The sequence below is a fragment of the Haloarcula marina genome (genome assembly GCF_024218775.1).
In the GTDB taxonomy this organism is placed as follows: domain Archaea; phylum Halobacteriota; class Halobacteria; order Halobacteriales; family Haloarculaceae; genus Haloarcula; species Haloarcula marina.
The window spans coordinates 2,048,528-2,068,631 of sequence record NZ_CP100404.1 but is presented as its reverse complement, the minus strand read 5'-3'; the positions used below and the strand labels follow the sequence as shown (position 1 = coordinate 2,068,631).

The 20,104-nt window shown below is 65.0% G+C and carries 19 protein-coding genes; 9 read left to right on the top strand and 10 right to left on the bottom strand.

What is annotated here, in order from left to right:
* Positions 1 to 2,181: an LUD domain-containing protein gene (locus tag NJQ44_RS10730; protein WP_254271346.1), complete on the top strand. Its 2,181-nt coding sequence runs from the start codon at positions 1 to 3 to the stop codon at positions 2,179 to 2,181.
* 18 nt (positions 2,182 to 2,199) lie between these two features.
* Here the strand turns inward: NJQ44_RS10730 and xacF are convergent, their stop codons facing one another.
* Positions 2,200 to 3,642, bottom strand: coding sequence for a 2,5-dioxovalerate dehydrogenase (xacF, locus tag NJQ44_RS10725; RefSeq protein ID WP_254271345.1), 1,443 nt, complete (start codon positions 3,640 to 3,642; stop codon positions 2,200 to 2,202).
* A gap of 93 nt (positions 3,643 to 3,735) precedes the next feature.
* On the opposite strand from xacF, the gene NJQ44_RS10720 reads away from it, so the two are divergent.
* The gene (locus NJQ44_RS10720) at positions 3,736 to 4,602 is read left to right on the top strand and encodes a fumarylacetoacetate hydrolase family protein (RefSeq protein ID WP_254271344.1); all 867 of its coding nucleotides are present in this window, start codon (positions 3,736 to 3,738) and stop codon (positions 4,600 to 4,602) included.
* A gap of 245 nt (positions 4,603 to 4,847) precedes the next feature.
* On the opposite strand, the gene NJQ44_RS10715 is transcribed toward NJQ44_RS10720, so the two are convergent.
* The 3 genes from NJQ44_RS10715 to NJQ44_RS10705 all read right to left on the bottom strand — a co-directional run bounded on the left by NJQ44_RS10715 (position 4,848) and on the right by NJQ44_RS10705 (position 7,484).
* Positions 4,848 to 5,120 (bottom strand): DUF7968 family protein, encoded by a 273-nt coding sequence (locus NJQ44_RS10715; protein ID WP_254271343.1) that lies wholly within the window; start codon positions 5,118 to 5,120, stop codon positions 4,848 to 4,850.
* 86 nt (positions 5,121 to 5,206) lie between these two features.
* On the bottom strand, positions 5,207 to 6,304 hold the full coding sequence (locus NJQ44_RS10710; RefSeq protein WP_254271342.1) for a Gfo/Idh/MocA family protein: 1,098 nt from the start codon (positions 6,302 to 6,304) through the stop codon (positions 5,207 to 5,209).
* Positions 6,305 to 6,308: 4 nt separating this feature from the next.
* Entirely contained in the window at positions 6,309 to 7,484 is a 1,176-nt protein-coding gene (locus NJQ44_RS10705) for a mandelate racemase family protein (RefSeq protein ID WP_254271341.1), read from the bottom strand.
* A 147-nt stretch (positions 7,485 to 7,631) separates the two neighbouring features.
* On the opposite strand from NJQ44_RS10705, the gene NJQ44_RS10700 reads away from it, so the two are divergent.
* Genes NJQ44_RS10700 through NJQ44_RS10685 form a run of 4 tightly spaced genes read left to right on the top strand, consistent with a single transcriptional unit; the run spans position 7,632 to position 11,049 of the window.
* Entirely contained in the window at positions 7,632 to 8,438 is an 807-nt protein-coding gene (locus tag NJQ44_RS10700; protein WP_254271340.1) for an SDR family NAD(P)-dependent oxidoreductase, read from the top strand.
* 4 nt (positions 8,439 to 8,442) lie between these two features.
* Positions 8,443 to 9,312: an amidohydrolase family protein gene (locus NJQ44_RS10695; protein ID WP_254271339.1), complete on the top strand. Its 870-nt coding sequence runs from the start codon at positions 8,443 to 8,445 to the stop codon at positions 9,310 to 9,312.
* A gap of 54 nt (positions 9,313 to 9,366) precedes the next feature.
* A complete protein-coding gene (locus NJQ44_RS10690) occupies positions 9,367 to 10,533 on the top strand; it encodes an enolase C-terminal domain-like protein (protein WP_254271338.1) in 1,167 nt (388 codons plus the stop codon).
* A gap of 60 nt (positions 10,534 to 10,593) precedes the next feature.
* Positions 10,594 to 11,049 (top strand): universal stress protein, encoded by a 456-nt coding sequence (locus NJQ44_RS10685; protein WP_254271337.1) that lies wholly within the window; start codon positions 10,594 to 10,596, stop codon positions 11,047 to 11,049.
* Position 11,050: 1 nt separating this feature from the next.
* Here the strand turns inward: NJQ44_RS10685 and NJQ44_RS10680 are convergent, their stop codons facing one another.
* Entirely contained in the window at positions 11,051 to 11,848 is a 798-nt protein-coding gene (locus NJQ44_RS10680) for an ATP-binding cassette domain-containing protein (protein WP_254271336.1), read from the bottom strand.
* A 98-nt stretch (positions 11,849 to 11,946) separates the two neighbouring features.
* On the opposite strand from NJQ44_RS10680, the gene NJQ44_RS10675 reads away from it, so the two are divergent.
* The 3 genes from NJQ44_RS10675 to NJQ44_RS10665 all read left to right on the top strand — a co-directional run bounded on the left by NJQ44_RS10675 (position 11,947) and on the right by NJQ44_RS10665 (position 14,982).
* Positions 11,947 to 12,933 (top strand): ABC transporter permease, encoded by a 987-nt coding sequence (locus NJQ44_RS10675; protein WP_254271335.1) that lies wholly within the window; start codon positions 11,947 to 11,949, stop codon positions 12,931 to 12,933.
* Between the two features lie 71 nt (positions 12,934 to 13,004).
* On the top strand, positions 13,005 to 14,066 hold the full coding sequence (locus NJQ44_RS10670; RefSeq protein ID WP_254271334.1) for a substrate-binding domain-containing protein: 1,062 nt from the start codon (positions 13,005 to 13,007) through the stop codon (positions 14,064 to 14,066).
* A 46-nt stretch (positions 14,067 to 14,112) separates the two neighbouring features.
* Positions 14,113 to 14,982, top strand: coding sequence for an MBL fold metallo-hydrolase (locus NJQ44_RS10665; protein ID WP_254271333.1), 870 nt, complete (start codon positions 14,113 to 14,115; stop codon positions 14,980 to 14,982).
* Positions 14,983 to 14,998: 16 nt separating this feature from the next.
* Here NJQ44_RS10665 and gfo6 read toward each other — a convergent pair whose 3' ends face one another.
* From gfo6 to NJQ44_RS10640, 5 genes are all read right to left on the bottom strand, one after another.
* On the bottom strand, positions 14,999 to 16,081 hold the full coding sequence (gene gfo6 / locus NJQ44_RS10660; protein ID WP_254271332.1) for a D-xylose 1-dehydrogenase Gfo6: 1,083 nt from the start codon (positions 16,079 to 16,081) through the stop codon (positions 14,999 to 15,001).
* Between the two features lie 53 nt (positions 16,082 to 16,134).
* Positions 16,135 to 16,896: an HpcH/HpaI aldolase family protein gene (locus NJQ44_RS10655; protein ID WP_254271331.1), complete on the bottom strand. Its 762-nt coding sequence runs from the start codon at positions 16,894 to 16,896 to the stop codon at positions 16,135 to 16,137.
* 357 nt (positions 16,897 to 17,253) lie between these two features.
* The gene (locus tag NJQ44_RS10650; RefSeq protein ID WP_254271330.1) at positions 17,254 to 18,015 is read right to left on the bottom strand and encodes an IclR family transcriptional regulator; all 762 of its coding nucleotides are present in this window, start codon (positions 18,013 to 18,015) and stop codon (positions 17,254 to 17,256) included.
* A gap of 73 nt (positions 18,016 to 18,088) precedes the next feature.
* A complete protein-coding gene (locus NJQ44_RS10645; protein ID WP_254271329.1) occupies positions 18,089 to 19,060 on the bottom strand; it encodes a carbohydrate kinase family protein in 972 nt (323 codons plus the stop codon).
* A gap of 43 nt (positions 19,061 to 19,103) precedes the next feature.
* Positions 19,104 to 19,760, bottom strand: coding sequence for a transaldolase family protein (locus NJQ44_RS10640; protein ID WP_254271328.1), 657 nt, complete (start codon positions 19,758 to 19,760; stop codon positions 19,104 to 19,106).
* Positions 19,761 to 20,104 lie beyond the last annotated feature (344 nt).

Here is a 20,104-nt window from a genome sequence, read left to right as displayed (position 1 = left end):
ATGTCGAAGGCAGACGACATTCGAGAACTGATGCGGACCGAGGGCGCGGCCGTCGCGGAGAACACGCGCGGTTTCAACGAGGGCCGCTACCGCTCGGTCGCCGAACTGGAGGACTACGAGGACCTGAAGACCGAGGCCCGCGCCATCAAGGAAGACGCCATCGAGCGACTCCCCGAACTCCTCGAACAGTTGCAGGAGTCAGTCGCCGAGAACGGCGGGACGGTGTACGTCGCCGACGACGCCGCGGACGCCAACGCCTACATTCGCGAGGTCGTGGCCGACCGGGACGCCGACCGCGTCGTCAAGAGCAAGTCCATGACCAGCGAGGAAATCGAGGTCAACGAGGCACTGGAGAGTGACGGCGTCGACGTGGTCGAAACCGACCTCGGTGAGTGGGTCCTTCAAGTGGCCGACGAAGCGCCCTCCCACATCGTCGCCCCCGCAATCCACAAATCTCGCGAGTCTATCGCCGACCTCTTCAACGAGGTCTTCGACCCCGACGAACCCCTGGAGACCGCGGAAGAACTCACCCACTTCGCTCGCGAGAAACTCGGCGAGCAAATCGTCGACAGCGAAGTCGGTATCACCGGCGCGAACTTCCTCGCGGCCGACTCCGGGACCATGGCGCTGGTGACCAGCGAGGGCAACGCCCGCAAGACGGTGGCCGCGACAGACACCCAGATTACCGTCGCGGGCGTCGAGAAAGTCGTCCCCTCGGTGGCCGACTTTCATCCGTTCGTCGAACTCATCGGGCGGTCGGGGACCGGACAGGACATCACCTCCTACGTCTCGTTGTTGACTCCGCCCGTCGAGACACCCGTCGTGGACTTCTCGGACGATGATACGCCCCTCTCGGAGTTCGACGCCGACCGGGATTTCCACCTCGTGCTCATCGACAACGGCCGCATGGACATGCGCGAGGACGAACACCTCGAAGAGACGCTGTACTGTATCCGCTGTTCCGCCTGCGCCAATTCGTGTGCGAACTTCCAGAGCGTCGGCGGCCACGCCTTCGGCGGCGAGACGTACTCGGGCGGCATCGCCACCGGATGGGAAGCGGGCATCGAAGGCCTCGACACCGCCGCCGAGTTCAACGACCTCTGTACCGGGTGTAGCCGCTGCACCACCGCGTGCCCAGTGAAGATAGACATTCCGTGGATAAACACGGTCGTCCGCGACCGAATCAACCGCGATGGGGACGCTCCGGCGGCGTGGCTGGTCGACGGCCTCACGCCCGACGACGAGGACGAAGGCGCGCCGCTCCAGAAACGATTCTTCGGCAACTTCGAGACGATGGCGAAACTCGGGAGCGCCACCGCCCCCCTCTCGAACTGGCTGGCCGACACGCAGACGGCTCGGTGGCTCATGGACCGTACCGTCGGCGTCGACCCGCGTCGGGACCTCCCGCAGTTCCAGCGCGAGACGTTCGTCGAGTGGTTCGCCGCGCGCGAGTCGACCGTCTCGAACCCCGACCGCCGCGCGGTTCTCTATCCCGACGTGTACACGAACCACGTGCAAGTCGACCGCGGGAAAGCGGCCGTGAAGGTCCTCGAAGCACTCGGCGTCGACGTTGTCGTCCCGTCCGTCGCCTCCAGCGGTCGCGCGCCGTTCTCACAGGGGATGATAGCCACCGCACAGGACCACGCCGAACGGGTCGCAGAGGGACTCTCGCCGCACGTCGAGGCGGGCCGAGACGTGGTCGTCGTCGAACCGAGCGACCACGCGATGTTCTGTTCGGAGTACGAGAAACTGCTCGATACTGCGACCTTCGAGACCCTCGCCGAGCACAGCTACGAGGTCATGGAGTACGTCTACGGCCTGCTGGAGCACGGGGCCAGCGCGGATTCGCTCGGCCGCGTCGAGACGCCCGAAATCGCCTACCACAGTCACTGCCAGCAACGGACGCTCGGCCTCGAAGCTCACACGGTCGCCGTCTTGGAGGAGTGTGGCTACGACGTGACGACCTCAGAGGTAGAGTGTTGCGGGATGGCCGGGAGTTTCGGCTACAAGAGTGACTACTACGAACTCAGCATGGACGTTGGTGACCGCCTACGAGAGCAGTTCGAGGCCCAGGACGTTCGGGACCGCCCGGTCGTCGCCAGCGGGACCTCGTGTCTCGAACAGATAGACGCGCTCCTCGAACGACAGCCCCGACATCCGATAGAACTGCTCGCGCCGTGAAAAACGTCGGGTGCGGACTCAGTAGTTCAGGTACACCGTCTTCGAGAGGGTGTAGAAGTCCAGTCCCGCGTCGCCCTGTTCGCGGTACGTCTCGCTGGAGGAGTTCTTCATCCCGCCGAAGGGGACGTGCAGTTCCAGCCCCGTCGTCTTCTCGTTGACCTTCACGACGCCGGATTCGGAGTCGTCGACGAAGTCGTGGGCCTCCGAGAGGTCCTGCGTGACGATGCTGGCCGAGAGGCCGTACTCGACGCCGTTGGCGACGTCGACGGCTTCCTCGTAGCTACTGACGGGGATGACCGCCAGTACCGGGCCGAAGATTTCCTCTTGGGCGATGCGCATGTCGGGGTCCACGTCCGAGAAGACGGCGGGTTCGACGAAGTAGCCGTCGCCCTCGCTGGCCTCGTCGCTCCCCGTTTCGAGCGTCGCGCCTTCGTCGACGCCGATGCCGACGTATTCGAGGGTGCTGTCGCGTTCGCTCTCGGCGACCTGCGGCCCCATGTCCGCGCCGTCCAGTCCGGCGCCGATGTCGATGGACTCGGCCGCGTCGACGACGCCAGCGACGAACTCCTCGTAGACGTCCTCGTGAACGATGGCTCGTGAGGTGGCGGTACAGGCCTGGCCGGTGACGCCGAACGCGCCCGACGCCGCGATGTCGACGGCCTCGTCCACGTCGGCGCTCGGCATCACGAGGACGGGGTTCTTGCCGCCCATCTCCAGTTGGATGCGCTTGCCCGTCTCCTGGGCTTGGTCGCCGACCATGTTTCCGACGGCGGAACTGCCGGTGAAGGAGACAGCGTCGACGGCTTCGTGGGTGGTGAACGTCTCGCCGACGGAGCTACCGGGGCCGGTGACGTAGTTCAGGACGCCGTCGGGGAGGCCCGCGTCGTCCAGACACTCGACCAACTGACGGGCGACGCTGGGCGCGATGGAGGCGGGCTTGAACACGATGGTCGTCCCGGTCGCCAGCGCCGGGGCGATTTTCCACGCCGGGATGGCGATGGGATAGTTCCACGGCGTGATGAGGCCCGCGACCCCGATTGGCTCGTTTACCGTATAGAGCGTCGTATCCTGACTGCTGGAGGATTTCACTTCGCCCCCGAGGTCGCTGGCCTTCGTCGCGTAGTACGCGAAGATGTCGATGGCTCGCTGGACCTCTCCGGCGGCCTCTGGACGCGCTTTCCCCTCTTCGCGGACCAGCGTCTCGGTCAGTTCCTCCTTGCGCTCGGCGAGGTTCTGCGAGGTTTCGCGCAGAATCGCACCGCGCTCGGGACCGGGCGTCGCCGCCCATTCCTCGCTCGCCGCGTCGGCCGCTTCGACGGCTCGTTCGGCGTCCTCGGCGCCTGACTGTTGGAACTCACCGACTACGTCGCTCGGGTCGGCGGGGTTGTGCGTCTCGAACGTTTCGCCAGTCTCCGCGGCGATCCACTCGCCGTCCACGTAGTTGTGGTATGTCTCCGTCATCGCTCTGAGGGACACGCCGGGAGTACGAGTAAGTTTTGGTGCCGAACGCGTGACCGCAACGGCCAAGAGCCTCCGGTGTGCAGTATCGTGCGTATGCGTTACTATCGCACAGCCAGTGCCGAGGGACCCCGACTCGTCGCTCGCGACGGCGACCGTGCGTACGACCTCACCGCCGCCCGACCGCGGGTGACCGGATTCGACGAACTCGCGCACGTCGCGCACGTCGCGAGCGAAACGGTCGACGACGTGGCCCGTCGGCTACTGGACGAGGCCGACGAAATCAACCCCCCCGACGAGGCGACTGTCCGCGTCCCCCTCCGCGCCGACGAAGTGTGGGCCGCGGGTGTCACCTACGAAATCAGCGAGCAGGCCCGCGAGGCCGAGAGCGGGATGCCCGAGATGTATCTCGACGTCTACGAGGCGGACCGCCCGGAGATATTCTTCAAGGCCACGCCCTCGCGCGTCGTCTCGCCGGGCGACGCCGTCGGTATCCGGGCCGACTCGGAGTGGGACGTGCCGGAACCCGAACTCGGCATCGTCCTCCACGACGGCGACATCGTCGGCTACACCGTCGGCAACGACATGAGCAGTCGCTCCATCGAGGGCGAGAACCCGCTCTATCTCCCGCAGGCGAAGATTTACGCCCGCTCGTGTTCGCTCGGTCCCTGCGTCGTCACCCCGGAGGCCGTCGGCGACCCGCACGACCTAGAGATGCGGATGACCATCTCGCGCGACGGCGAACAGTTGTACGAAGAGGGAACGTCGACGAGCGAGATGGTCCGCACCTGCGAGGAACTCGTCTCCTACCTCACGCGGCACAACGACATCTCTGAGACCACGGTGTTGCTCACCGGCACGTCGCTCGTTCCAGCGGAGGGGTTCACCCTCGAACCCGGCGACGACATCCACATCGACATCGACGGTATCGGTCGACTCTCCAACACGGTCACGACCGTCTGAGGCGACTACCGTCGCCGGTTTCTCCGTCGGGCTCTCACGAACAAAAGTCCCGACGACACAGACAGCCGTTCACCTTTACAGAACGCAATTACACGTGCGGCGAACGCATATCTGCCCGGTAATAACGCGCGTACGATTGTTAGAATTTCCTCGTTTTTGCCGTTCATTTATATACGAAGGCACCGTTCCGATAGGATGAACGGGCCTGGTTCGTCGGACGACTGCACGCCTGTGCGTGCAGTCGCTCATCCGTCTCGCTCGCTGGACTCGACGGCGAACTCGAACTGCGTCGTCTCGCCGACGACGCTTCCGCCGGAGACGCTCTCGACGGTGAGAGTTATCGCCGTCGTCTGGCCACACCCGTCGTTGACGACTTCGTCCCACTGGTCGCCGGGAGCGACGGGACCCGCGCGACGCCGTCGGAGATAGCGACGAAACGGCACCGTTCGGACCTTCGACCCGACGCCGTCGCCCGTGGCGGGCACGCTGAGACGCACTGAGTCCGCAACGTCGACCATACCGGAGCGATTGGCGCGCAAGTCCTAAAGTGTCCCGGCCAGCGCAAAACGTGTTCAGCGAAGCCGAACGATTTCGGACCGCGCAGTCACCACGACGTGATGTTCACGTCGCGTAACGGCCGGTCCAGCGGGATGGACACCTGCCCACCGGTGTAGTGCGAGATGTAGAAGGCCGCGATGATTTCGAGCGAGCGAGTGGCTTCCTCGCCCGTCGACGGATTGTCCATCTCGCCGTCCAGCACCGACACGATATCCGAGGCGGCGTTGGCGAAGGCGTCGCGGTAGTCCTCGTCCCACGTCCACGCGCCCTCGATGCCGGGCAACGAGTCTTCGACGTGGTCGCCGTCTTCGAGACGCCAGTAGCGCCACTCGCCGTCGTCGTTGTTCAAGTACAGTTTCCCCTCGGTGCCGATGAAGTTCAGCGTCATCGAGGAGGGTTCGCGGGGTATCGTGCAGTCGATGGTCACGAACGCCCCGTCGTCCATCACCACGAATCCGCCGCCGCCCGCGTCGTCGACGCGTTCGGCGGCTTCCAGCGATTCGACGGCCTCGTTCTCGCCCGTGATGTGTCCGGCGACCTTGCTGGCCCTGTCGTCCAGCAAGTAGACCAGCGTATCCAGCAGGTGCGTCGAGTTCCGCAGCAGTTCCATCCGGAACTGCGTCGAGACCGAAAGCACGTCGCCGATGATATCTTCTTCCTGCACCAAGTCGCGGAGTTGCTGGAGTTTGGTCGTGAATCGGAACGAGTGGTTGACGAGCAGTTCCGTGTCCGTCTCGTCGCACACGTCGACCATCTCCTCGGCGTCGCTGACGGCCGACGCGATAGGCTTCTCACACCAGACGAGCGACGGGTCGGCCGCCGACCGGGCGGCGTCGACGACGTGGGCGGCGTGGAGGTACGACGGCGTGCAGACGGAGACCACGTCCAAGTCCTCGGCGTCCAACATCGCCTCGTGACCCACGTACCGGTTCTCCGGTGGGATGTCCCACGCCTCGCCGAACCGGTCGAGTTTCTCCTCGTCCACGTCGGCAACCGCGGCGAGTTCGATGCCGTCGGCGGCGTCGATGCCGCCCGCGTGACTCGCGCGGACCTTCTTCTTGCCGATGTCCTCGGCGTCGTGCATCCCGAGGATGCCCATCCCAGCGATACCGCCCGTTCCGATGATTCCGGCTCTGTATGTCATGGCCTCACTCGTACGTGTGGAGACTGCCGGTCGCGTTGGTCTCGATGTAGTCCCAGTCGTACTCGACGCCCAGTCCCGGGCCGTGTGGCACCTCGACCATCCCGTCGCTGTCGACGGTGTCGAGTTGGTCCTCGTAGTCGCCCGCGTAGATGGGCGGCGTGGTGTTGGGGGCGTCCGGGTGGACCAGCGCCATCTCGTAGTAGTTGGTGTTGCGGATGGCGGCGATGCAGTGGCGTTGGGCGGGTCCCGGCGCGTGGAACTCCACGTCCAGACCGAACCCTTCCGCGACTTTCGCGCGCTTCATCGCACCGGTGATACCACCGTCGTACTCGGGGTCGGCGCGGAGGAAGTCCGTCGACTCGTTGGCGACGAAGTCCGTCGCCGGTTCGAGGCCGCGGACGTGTTCAGTCTGGAGAATCGGCGTGTCGAGCGACTGTCGGAGTTTCCGGTGGGCGTGCTGAGAGATGCCGCCGTCCCGGTACGGGTCCTCGTACCAGAAGAACCCTTCCTCGTCGAGGGCACGGCCGAGTTTCAGCGCGTCGGCGAACGTCTCCAGTTCGCAGGCCGGGTCGTGCATCATGTCCATCTTGTCGCCCACTCGCTCGCCGACGGCGTGGACCGCCTCGATTTCACGGCGTAAGTCGCGCGACCCCTCGCTACCGCCCCATCCGTGAATCTTGAACGCCCCGTAGCCCATCTCCAGACACTCCTCGGCGAAGTCCGCGAACGCCTCGGGCGTGTCGAGGCCACCGTTCTCGTCGCCGTGGTAGGTCGACGCGTAGGCGGGGAATCGCTCCCGATAGGTTCCGAGCAGTTCGTGAATCGGCGCGTCGTAGTACTTCCCGGCGAAGTCCCACAGGGCGACGTCGATGGGGCCGATGCCCATCCGGTCGTACTTCCGCAGCGCGCGTTTCACCTCGCTCCAGTGTTTCTCCCGTTCGAGGGGGTTCTTGCCGACGAGGTAGTCGGCGAACATGTTTATCTGGGCTGCGCCGGGGGAGTTCCCGCCGACGTACTCGCCGGTGATGCCCTCGTCGGTGTGAATCTTCAGGCCGAACAGTTTGCGCTCGGTGACTGCACCGGGTTCGTAGACGAGATTGTACCCGTGCTGGTCTGTGCCCACGTCCTCGATGGGATAGGCAAACTCCACTGATTCGATGCTAGTTATCTCTGGAGCCATACTCGTATCATGAGATACCACCACAATAAACGTAGGTGCTTGTGTGGTCACTTGCCGTTTGGTCGGGGGCCGCGGCCGTCGGGCGATGTCGCCGCCGAACTGGACCCTACCGGTGGATTCTTGACCGCGTGGCGAGAGAGTCGTGATATGGTAGGTCACACCGAGTACGACTACGGTGACGAGTCGGCTATCGTCACCGGGTCGACGAAGGGTATCGGACGCGGTATCGCGGAGGGGTTGGCCGGGGCCGACGCGAACGTCGTCGTCAACTCCCGCAGCGAGTCGGAGGTAACGTCCGTCGCCGACGAACTGGCCGACCACGGAAGCGGGGAGGTCATCGGCGTCGCCGCCGACATGGGCGACCCGGGAGACATCGAGAGACTGGTCGAGACGGCAATCGACGCCTTCGGCGAAATCGACCTCCTCGTGAACAACGCGGCCGTCTGGCCGAACGAGGACTCGCTGGTCGACTCCGACATCGAACAGTGGGACTCGACGATGGACGTCAACGTTCGGTCGCAGTACTACGCCGCGAAACTCGTCGCCGCACACATGCGCGAGAACGACATCAAGGGGAGTATCATCAACCACACGAGCCAGGCGGGCGACAGACGAACCGGCCCCTTCGGGATGTACGGTATCTCGAAGACCTCTATCAACGGCCTGACGTGGCGAATGGCACAGGAACTCGCTGAGGACGGTATCCGCATGAACGCCATCTCGACGGACGTGACCGAGACGCACCAGACGTGGGTGGAAGCCGAAGCGGAGGCCGAGAACGAACCCGACCGGACGGCCGAGGAGATTCTGCGGGCGCGGGGTGAGAGACGGCCCATCGGCCGCCTCGGCCAACCCGAAGACCTCGCGAACGCCGTCCTGTTCCTCGCGAGCGACAAGGCCTCCTACGTCGTCGGCGACATCCTCAGAGTGAGCGGCGGCGGGAACTTGGAGTGATTCGATGCGATTCGTCGATACACACACCCACACGTGGGGACCGAACACCGAGGAACTGCCGTGGCCGGTCGACGTCCTGCCGCCGGGGTGGGAGGGCGCGTACACCGGCCACGACCTCGTGGCCGACATGGACGCCGCGGGCGTCGCGGAGAGCGTCATGGTCACGACGCCGATGTACGGCCGCGGGGTCCGCGCCAACGAGTACACGATGCGCTCTACCGAGGCCTACCCCGACCGCCTCTGGGGCGTCGGTCTCATGGACTTCTACGGCGACCCCGACGACGTGCGGGCCGACCTTCGGCGCGTCGTCGGTCACGACCGAATGCTCGGCGTTCGGATGCACGCCTGTCTGGAGTACGCCGAACACTCCACCGAACTGAATCGCACCGCCGACTGGATACTCGACGACGAACTCGACGTGGTGTGGGACGAGGCGGCCGAACTGGACACCTCGATATTCATCTTCCCGAAGGCCGAGCAGATTTCGACCATCGAGACGCTCGCTGGCCGCTACCCGGACGTGCAAATCGTCGTCGACCACATGGCGTTCCCGGACGAGACCACCGACCCAGACGCGGCCCCGTGGACGGACTTCGAGTCACTGGCCGACCACGACAACGTCGCGGTGAAGGTAAGTTCGCTCCCGCGGTCCAGCGAGGAGGCGTGGCCTTACGAGGACCTGTGGGGCTACGTCCGCAATCTGCTGGAGTGGTTCGGCCCCGAGCGGCTGATGCTCGGGTCGGACTACCCGTGGATGGACGACTGGGCCGACTACGAGTCCTGTCTCTCCTGGGTCGAGGAAGCGGAGTTCGCGTCCGCCCGCGACTACGCCTACATGGCGCACCGAACGTTCGAGCGGATTCACGAGTCCTGACGGCGACTCGTCGGGACCCCTAGCGGTTTACCGACCGAACGCGTTTCCCTCCGTATGGCTGTCACTATCGACCGCATCGAAACCGTCGAGTTCGAGTACGAACTCCCAGACGTGGGGACGCCGCCCGGCGGGTTCGACGTTATCTACGACCCCGGCAACACGATGACGCGTTCGCTGTTCGCCGTCCGAATCTCGACGAGCGACGGGCTAACGGGCGAGTACGTCGGCAGTAACTCGCCGGGTGCGGCCCAGATAAACATGGTCGCTGACTACCTCGTCGGCCGAGACCCGACGGCCCGCGAGCGGCACTGGTCCGAACTGAAACGCGCGCTGCGGAAGTACGACCGGATGGGCATCGGCCCGTTGGACATCGCGCTGTGGGACTACGCAGGCAAGAAGTACGACGCGCCGATTCACGAGTTGCTGGGGAGTTATCGGGACCGGTTCCCCGCCTACGCGTCGACGTATCAGGGCGACCGGAGCGGCGGCCTCGACTCGCCCGCGGCGTACGCCGACTTCGCCGAGGAGTGTCTGGAGATGGGGTATCCGGGCTTCAAGGTCCACGGGTGGGACGGCGACTGGCGTGACCCGGACCTGTTGGCCGAGACGGTGCGCGCCGTCGGCGAGCGAGTGGGCGACGAGATGGACCTGATGGTCGACCCTGCGTGTGACCTCGACACCTACGCCGAAGCGCTACAGGTGGGGCGGGCCTGCGACGAGTACGGCTACCTCTGGTACGAGGACCCGTACCGGGACGGCGGCATCTCCCAGCACGGACACCGGAAGTTGCGGCAGGCGCTCGACACCCCCATCCTCCAGACCGAGCATATCCGAGGGCTGGAACCACACACTGACTTCGTCGCCACCGAGTCGACTGATTTCGTCCGGGCGGACCCCGAGTACGACGGCGGCTTTACCGGCGCGTCGAAGATTGCGGCGATGGCCGAGGGGTTCGGTCTGGACGTGGAGTTCCACGCGCCGGGGCCCGCCCAACGCCACTGCATCGCGGCGACGCGGAACGCGAACTACTACGAGATGGCGCTGGTCCACCCGGACGCCCCCAACACCACGCCGCCCATCTACGCGGGCGGTTACCGGGACGAACTCGACGCCGTCGACGACGACGGGAGGGTCCCGGTCCCCGACGGCCCCGGCCTCGGCGTCGAGTACGACTGGGACTACATCGAAGCGAACGAACTCGGGCGGCGCGAGTACCGGTAGCGGCCGTGTGAGGGACGACTGCCCGCAACAGCTAATTGTCACCCAGACGAAACGAGGTGTATGGCTCTCGAACGAGTGCTGTTGGCGATACCGCCGGCGGACCGCGCCCACCTCGAACCGCTCGTCGACGCCGTGGTGGAATTGACCGCGGGGACGGCGGCGACGGTGTACTTGCTCTACCTGTTTCCGGACGACGACTTCGAGGCCGTGGCGGCGGAGATGGACGTCGACCCGACGACCGACCTTCTCTCGCCCGACGAACTCGCCGCCCGGCACGACAGCGTGCAACTGCCCGCGTCCCGATTGACCGAAGCGGGCATCGAGCACGAAGTCCGGGGCGTCGCTGGCGGCGACCCGGCCGAACAGGTCGTCAAGCGAGTCGAGGAGTTAGCTGCCGACGTGGTGGTCGTCGGCGGAACGCGACGGTCACCGACGGGGAAGGCAATGTTCGGCGACACCGCCCAACAAGTCCTCCTGAACGCGCCGTGTCCGGTGCTGTACGTCAAACGGGAGTGACTCAGGCGTCGGCCGCCCGTTCGCTCTGCTCCTCCTCTGGCATCCCGCCGACCATCCGCTTGACGATTTCGTCCTGGTCGAACTGTTCGCCGTCGAGAATGCCCGCGCTCTGGCCCTGATGGAGAATTTGGATGCGGTCGGCGGCCCGCCGGATGTAGTCGAGGTTGTGCGAGATGAGGATGATGGAGATGCCCTGGTTCTGCATCCGGTCTATGAGGTCGAGGACGCGGTCGGCCCCTTCGACGGAGAGCGCACTCGTCGGTTCGTCCATGATGACGATTTTCGGGTCGGAGAGGAGGGTTCGCGAGATGCTGACGAGTTGGCGCTCGCCGCCCGAGAGGTTCGACACCTTCTCGTCGACGTCCACGCGAATCTCCAAGTCGTCCAAGAGTTCCTGGGCCCGTTTGCGCATCCGCTTCTTGTTGAGGACGCCCAACAGGGAGTCGTAGCCGTTGACTTCCTCTCGTCCGAGGAAGATGTTCTGCGTGACGGTGAGGTTACCCGCGACGGCGAGGTCCTGAAACGTCGTCTCGATACCGAGGTCCTTCGCCTGCCGGGGGTTGTCTATCCGGACCGTCTCCCCGTCGACGCGTATCGTCCCCGAGTCGGGGTGAATCGCCCCGGCGAGGCACTTGATGAGCGTCGACTTGCCCGCGCCGTTGTCGCCCGCCAGCGCCAGCACCTCGTTACGCCGGAGATTGAACGTCACGTCCTGTAACGCGACCACTTCGCCGTACTTCTTCGTGATTCCCTCCATCTCGACGATGTGGTCTGCGCCGGTTTCGGTGCCCGCGGCCATGACAGACACGTGTCGGCCAAACTGTAAAAAGGTTCCCGCCGATGCGCCGCGCTATCGAGGCCCAAAGGTATATTGTATATCCATTGAAACGTATTCGCATGTCGAGTTCGGTCGTCAAATCCGGCACGATAGGCGAACGACTGACGGTAGCCAAGATTAGCCAGTACGGACCGATTATCGGACTGATCGGTCTTTACGTGGCGTTCTCGGTGCTGAACGACCGGTTTCTCACCGTCCAGAATCAGGTGAACGTCCTCCAGCAGGTGTCGATTATCGGCATCATGGCTATCGGCGTCACCTTCCCCATTCTCTGTGCCGAAATCGACCTGAGCATCGCGCAGGTGATGGAGGTGTGTGGGCTGACTATCGCGACGCTCGCCGTCGGTGCGCGACTGTTCGAGGGGTTCGGTGTCCCGGTGGTCGTGGCAATCCTCGCCGGGCTGACTCTCGGCGCGCTGTTCGGCCTCATCTCCGGTTACGTCACCGCCCGGTTCGGCGTCCCCTCGTTCATGACGACGCTGGCGATGCTGTTCCTCGCCGACGGCCTCGGCCTCATCGTCTCCGGGAACCGCCCGATTATCGGCCTCCCGTCGTCGCTGACGGCCATCGGCGGGTCACGAATCTTCGGCTTTCCGAGCATCGTCATCGTCTTCCTGTCGCTGTTGGTCATCTCGCAGTTGATTCTCTCGTACACGAAGTTCGGCCTCTACATCTACGCTATCGGCGGCGACAAGCAGTCTGCCGAACGGATGGGCATCAACGTCATGGTCGTCCGGATGGGGACGCTCGTCATCTCCGGCGTGTTCGCCGCCATCGCGGGGTTGGTGACGCTCGGGCGCCTCGGAAGCGCCGTCCCGACGATGGGAACGGGCCTCCTCCTCCCGCCCATCGCCGCCGTCATCCTCGGTGGCGCGAACCTCTTCGGCGGGTCCGGTAACATGGTCGGGACGCTCATCGGCGTCCTCATACTCGGCATCCTCCAGAACGGTCTGAACCTCCTCGGCGTCGGCCCCTCGGGCCAACTGGTGGCACAGGGTATCGTCCTGATGCTGGCCGTCCTCGCCAACGTTGTCGGACAGGACTGAAACTGATAACTGAAAAAACTGTCAGCCTGACCGATACTTCTTTTACCCGTGGGGGTGAATACTGTCACCGTATGCCACGAGACATTCGCAGACGGACGTTTATTCGGAGCGGCGCGATTGCCGGAACAGCCCTGCTCGCTGGCTGTGGCGGCGGCGACGGCGGCGACGGTGGCGACGGCGGCGCCGATACGGAGACGGGGACTGGCACCACCGGCGGCGACGGCGGTACGACAGACACTACCTCGACAACGGAGTCGAGCGAACCGCCGTCCGTCGGTCTGTCCGTTCCATCGCTGGAGTTCACGTTCTTCGCGCGGATGCAGAACGCGTTCAATCAGGCCAAGAGCGACGGCATGATAGCCCAGAGTTCCACGTTCTACGACGCGGGCAACTCCCAGAGTACGCAGGTTTCGAACGTCGAGACGGCCATCTCGAACGACATCGACTTCCTGCTTATCTCGGCCATCACGGCCGAGGGGGTCATCAACGCTATCCGGCAGGCCAACGAGGCGGGTATCCCCGTCATCGCCATCGACCGCAACGTCGCCGAGGGCGAGACGGTCACCTACGTCGCCTCCGACAACGTCCAACTCGGCCAGCGCTCGACCGAGTTGTGTCTCCAGTTCATGCAGGACGCTGGCAGTCAGGACACCTACAACGTCGTCCAACTGGAAGGGACGCCCGGCGCGAGCGTCACCAACGACCGCGGAGAGGGGTTCAGCAACGCCGTGAGCGAGAACGACGGCCTCACTCGCCTCGCCAGTCAGACCGGCGAGTTCTCGACGCAGAACGCCCTGAACGTGATGGAGGACTTCCTCACGCAGTACGGCGACCAGATAGACGGCGTGTTCTGTCAGAACGACTTGATGGCCCTCGGCGCGCACCAGGCGCTCCGAAACGCCAACAGGTCCATCCCGGTGACGGGCATCGACGGCACCGAGGCGTGGGTGCAACTGTTCTCGGACAACCAGTACTACGGGACCGTCGCCCAACTCCCCGAGGAGATGGTGACGACGGCCATCGAGAGCGGGATTGCCTACCTCAACGACGAGAGCGTCGAAGACACCATCGTCATCGAAGGGCTCGAAGTCACGCAGGACAACGCCTCGGACTACCTGAACCAGTACTTCTGAGGACGGCCAGCCAGGGGCCGTCACCGCCCTGTCGCCCGACACACCGATGACACAGGACACGATTCACGCGACGTGGGGGACGTGGCTCGCGGACGAGATAGCGCGCACGGAACCGGACGGCGTCGCCGTGTGGTACCTCGGCTGTAACGGCTTCGTCCTCAAATCGCAGGCCACGACGCTGTTCGTCGACCCGTACTTCGGCGACGGCGACCCGCCGACGCTGGTGCGGATGATTCCCGTTCCAATCGACCCCGCCGCCGTCGATACCTGCGATGCGGTCCTCGTCACCCACGAACACATCGACCACATGCACCCGCCGTCGTACGGCCCACTCATCGAGGAATCGGGAACGCTGTACGCGCCCGAGGCTGCCTACGAGGAACCGGACTACGACGGTGACCTGCGGGTCGATACGGACCGACGGGAGCGCATCGCCGTCGGTGACGAGTTCTCGGTCGGGGATTTCACGGTCCACGTCCGCGGGGCCGACGACGGCGACGCCATCGAACCGGTGTCGTTCGTCGTCGACCACGACGCCGGGACATTCTTCCATCCCGGGGACAGCAAGCCCGCCGACGCCTTCGCGGCCATCGGTCGGGAGTTCGACATCGACCTCGGCGTTCTCGCGTTCGGTACGGTCGGCCGCATCCACCACACCGACGACGGCGGGACGCGGCCGACGAAGTGGTACATGACCGAGTCCGAGGTCGTCGAGGCGGCCAACGCCCTCCGAGTGACCCGACTGCTCCCCTCGCACTACGACATGTGGAAGGGCGTCGCGGCCGACCCGAAGTCACTCCACGAACACGCCGCCTCCTACGAGTATCCGCGAACCCTCGAAGTCGTCCGCGTCGGCGACCGGGTTGACCTCGGGTCGCCGGGCGTCGTCGGGCCGTCGACGCACCGGGAATCGTAGCCGTCCCGACCCGGGTTCAGTCGAGTTCGACGACCCGGCCCGTCTCGGCCGATTCGTAGACGCCCTTGATGGTCTTGATGTCCATTAACCCGTGTTCGCCGGTTCCGTACGGTTCCGTCTCGGTCAGCAGACAGTGCGCGAAGTACTCGAACTCCTCTTCCATCTGGTCGATTTGCTCGAACTCGATTTCCATCTCGCTCCCGCCGTGGGAGACGTGGAGTTTCCGCTCGTCCCACGGGTAGAACGCGGGTTCGACCCGTACCTCGCCCTCGGTTCCGGTCACCCGGATGTGACTCGCCATGTGGGCGTTCTGACTCGCGGTACAGAGGCCGAACACGTGGTTCGGGAAGTCCACCTTGAACGCGGCGTGTTCGTCGGGCACGTCGTCGAACTCTTCGGCGACCGAAGCGACCGACCCCTGAACCCCGATGGGGTCGGCATCCAGCAGGAACCGGGCGGTGTTGAGCGAGTAGATGCCGATGTCCATAGCCGCACAGCCACCGGAGAGGTCCCAGTCGAGTCGCCACTGGTCCGGGTCGGGTACGAGTTCGAGAATGGGTTCTGTCATGTTGCCGTGGACGAAGACGGGGTCGCCGACGTAGCCCGCCTCTATGAGGTCCTTCGCCCGCCGGACCGCGGGTTCCGTGTGCATCCGGTAGGCGACCATCAGGGTCACGTCGTGTTCGTTACAGGCCGACACCATCTGCTCGGCCCGTGAGACGGTCGCCTCCATCGGCTTCTCGCAGAGGACGGCCTTGCCGAGTTCCGCGGCCGTCTCGACGAACGGGAGGTGTTTCGCGTTCGGGGTCACGACGTAGACGGCGTCGTAGGCGTCGCTGGCGACGCCGTCGTGGAACTCCTCGTACGTGATGGCGTGTTCGACCGTCTCGGAGTCGGCGGCCACGGACGCCGCTTTCTCCGAGTCACCGCTGACCAGCACCGTCGTTTCGGCCAGGTCACCGGCGGCGACGGCGGGCATCGCCTGCTCGCGCGTCCACCATCCGACCCCGACCATCGCGAAGCGGACGGGGTCGTCCGTCTCGGTGAGCGTCTGCCAGTCTCGGTCGTCGAACGCCGTAGTCAGGTCCGATAGCTCCATATCCGACACTCTCTCCGAGTGACAAAAGAACTACCGGCGGCGCGGGAGGGCGGTCACTCCGCGTCGACGGCGTCGACGATGTCCTCGAAGGCCCGTGTCAGAAGCGCGCCGTCGACGCCGACGGCGACGTACTGCACACCGGCGTCTAGCCACTGGCGCGCCATCGCGGGGTCGTCGGCGAACGTCCCGACGACTTTTCCCGCCTCGGTGGCCCGGTCGCAGACCTCCGTCATCAGCGCCTCCACCCGGTCGTCGCGCACCCGCCCGGGGATGCCGATGGACTGGGACATGTCGTAGGGGCCGAGAAACAGCACGTCGATGCCGTCCACCTCGAGGATGCCGTCGAGATTCTCGACACCGCGCTCGCCTTCGATGTGGCCGATGACTGCCCGCCGCTCGTTCTCCCGGTCGGTGTAGTCATCGGCCCCGGTATAGCCGCCCGCTCGGACGTACTGCGAGAGGCCGCGGGAACCGAGAGGGTCGAACCGCGCGTGTTCCACCGCGGCCCGCGCGTCCTCGACCGTCTCGATTTGCGGAATCTCCACTCCGGCCGCGCCGATGTCGAGGGCACGCTGTATCTCCGCCTCGGAGTTGTTCCGAACGCGGACGATTGGCGCGGCCCCCGCCCGCTGGGCGGCCGCACACATCCCGGCGGTGGTTTCGGCTGTCAGCGGTCCGTGCTCCTGGTCGAGGATGGTGAAGTCCATCCCCGCGACACCTGGCATCTCCGCCGCCATCGCCGAGTCGAGGAGTTGGAACGTCCCGACGACCGTCTCACCGTCGAGTAAGCGCTCTCTAAACGACTGTGGGTCCATACACACTACAATCATGTCAATCAATATGGTTCTATCGGCGCAATCGCTGGTCGGGTCCTCGAAATCGGTACGGTGAGAGTGAAACTGCGTTCACTTCTGCGGAACGGCGGTGTTACGAAACTAGCTCCGTTTTAGCTCAGTTACTAACACCAGTATTTGTGTTATAACCGGCCTTTTATATCAGTTGGGTTAGGGCTACAGTGTGTTCAGCAGGGGTGAACACCAGAACTGCCTGACTGAACGACTATCGAAATCGCTCGTTCTGACAGTACACGGGCGAATTGCGGGGTGCTCACCGGGTCACAGGCCGACGAACCACGGGGACCAGAGAACGGACAAAGGTCACGAGAATCCGAGTTACGAGTACGCCATGTTGATTTCGATGACGTTGGCCGACGAGCGCAGGAGTTCCGGAATCTCCTCGTGGAACAGGTCGCCCTTGATGCGCGTCGTCGGCCCCGAGACGCTCAGAGCGGCGACGAGGTTCCCGTCGTCGGCGACCACGGGGGCGGCGACACAGCGGAGGCCGGGGAGTCGTTCCTCGCGGTCGTAGGCGTACCCGCGCTCTCTGACCTCGTCGAGTTCTGTCTTCAGTTCGGCCGGGTCGGTAATCGTGTTCTCCGTGCGTTCGGGCAGGCCGTGGATGGCGATTATCTCGTCGACGCGCGACTCGGGCAGTTGGGCGAGAATCGTCTTTCCGAGCGCGGTGCAGTGGAGTTTCACGCGTTTGCCCGCGTAGGTGTCGACGCTCACCGCCTGTCCGCCTTCCGCTCTGGTGATATAGACGCCTTCACCGTGTTCCTCCACGGCGGCGTTCACCATCTCGCCCGTCTCCTCGGCGAGTGCGTTCACCTCCGGGCGCGCTTTCTCGTAGATATCCATCCGATTTCGCGTGTACTCGCCGAGTTCGAGAAAGCGCAGGCCCACGCGGTAGGTCCCATCCTCGCAGATGATGTACTCCTCCTCTGAGAGCGTCTGCAGGTGGTTGTGGACCGTACTTTTCGCGATGCCGAGTTCGCTCGCTACGTCTGTGACGCCCGCCCCGTCGGCCCGCTTGAGTTCTTCGAGGATACGGAACGACGTTTTCGTTGCGGCGACGGTGTTGTTCTGACTGGGCATAGCCCAGCCTACGATAGCCCCTGACTTAACACTGTTCACTATCGCGGGACGACTGTGCGGCCAGTCCGGACGCTCACTCGGCCCACGGAATTCGGTCGTGGAACTGTCGAATTCGGTCGAACCCGGTCAGCGCCGACACCGCCCCGGCCTGCGTCGTGGCGACGGCCCCGGCGGCGTTCGCGAGCGCCAGCGCCTCCTCGGGGTCGGTGACGCCGTGGGTGAGCGACGCGATGAATCCGGCGAGGAAGGCGTCGCCCGCCCCCGTCGTGTCGACCACGTCCACGTCGTACCCGGCGTGTCGTGCCCATCCCGCCACGGGGCTATCGTCCGTGCCGTAGCACAGCGCACCGCGGTCGCCGCGGGTCAGGACGACGGTGTGCGGCCCGTACGCGGCGACGTCGCGAGCGAGCGCCTCGTGGTCGTCGGTTTCGAACCCGGCGGCGTCGAGGTCCTCCGGCGTCGCCTTGACGACGTCGACGCTCTCTAGCGCGCCGCGAACGACCGCCCGGAACTCGTGGGTGCTGTGCCACATCTCCGGCCGCCAGTTGGGGTCGAGCGACACCGTACACCGGTCGGCCGCGCGCGACTGCAGTTCCAGCGTCGCGGACCGACTCGGTTCGACGCTCATCGTCACGCCCGTCGTGTGGACCCACGACAGCGAATCGAGCGCCTCGTCCGGTACGGTGCCGGTTTCGAGGCGGGTGTCCGCCCCGCGGTCACGGTAGAACGTGAACGAGCGGTCCCCGGTCTGGTCGTGCGTGACGACGGCGAGCGTGGTCCGTCCGCCGGTATCTGTCACGATGAAGCGGTCGGGGATGGCCGACTCCTCGAAGTGCGACCGCAGGAACGCCCCGAAGTCGTCGGTCGCTAGGCGCGTCCAGAACAGCGGCGGCGCGCCGATTCGGTCCATCGCCAGGGCGACGTTCGCGCCCGACCCGCCGAACTTCGGGGCGTAACCACCGGCGTCGCCCGGCGGCCCGGAGCGTTCGGGGACCAAATCGACCAGCGTGTCGCCTGCGACCAGCACCGTGGGATGTTCGGACATACTCGCCCGTTCAGCGTGCCGGTACTTAGCTACTGCCCGAGTGTCACTCCGTCAGCGGACTGCCGCGGTCGCCCCAGTCGGCCTCGAACCCGGCGACGCCTTCGTCGGTGCCGGGGTGTGGGATGTGGTCGTCGAGGACGGACGGGGACATCGTCACCGCGTCGACGCCCGCCTCGTACAGCGCCACGGCCTGCGTGGTGTTGCGGATACTCGCCGCCAGCACCTCCGTCTCGAAGCCGTAGGTGTCGTATATCGTCTGGATGCGTTTGACTGTCCCGACGCCGTCGGAACCCGCGTCGTCGAGGCGGCCGACGTAGGGTGCTACGAACGTCGCGTCGTTCTTCGCCGCCAGAACGGCCTGCTCGACGGAGAACAGGACGGTCGTTCCCGCGCGGACGCCGGTCTCTCTGAGTCTGCCCAGCGCCTCGAACCCCTCGCGCGTCGCGGGAATCTTCACAACGATGTCGTCGGCCCACTGCTGATAGCCGTGGGCTTCCTCGACCATCCCCTCTACGTCGTCGGCGAGGACTTGGACGAACAACGGGCCGTCGACGAGGTCTGCGAGGTTCGCGATGACGGTCCTATACGAGTCGTCTGTCGACGCCACGAGCGACGGGTTGGTGGTGACACCGTCGATGACGCCCAGCGCCATCGCTTCGCGGACGGCGCCGGTGTCGCCGGTATCGAGGTACAGTTTCATACAATTTCGTGCGCGGCGCGCTCAGATGAATGTACCGCTCGACCGGACCGCCCGCCCGTGGTCTTGCACCGACGTGTGACCGTTCGCGAATCGTGTTCGAACACACACGGTCGAGAGTCGAGAACAGATGTTTCTTCTAACGTCAGGGTACCGTAGAAGGCTGAACCCACTTCTCAGCGCGAACATACCCGGTGATGCGACGAGACGACGGCGGTTAATTCCCGAAAAGAAACGTTCGAAACAAACACGATATCGTACAACATCTGCGGCCGGTGGGAGCGTGGAGAGTATCCTCACGTTACCCAGTCTCGTCCGTGAACTATCGCGAAATCCTTCGAAGGCAT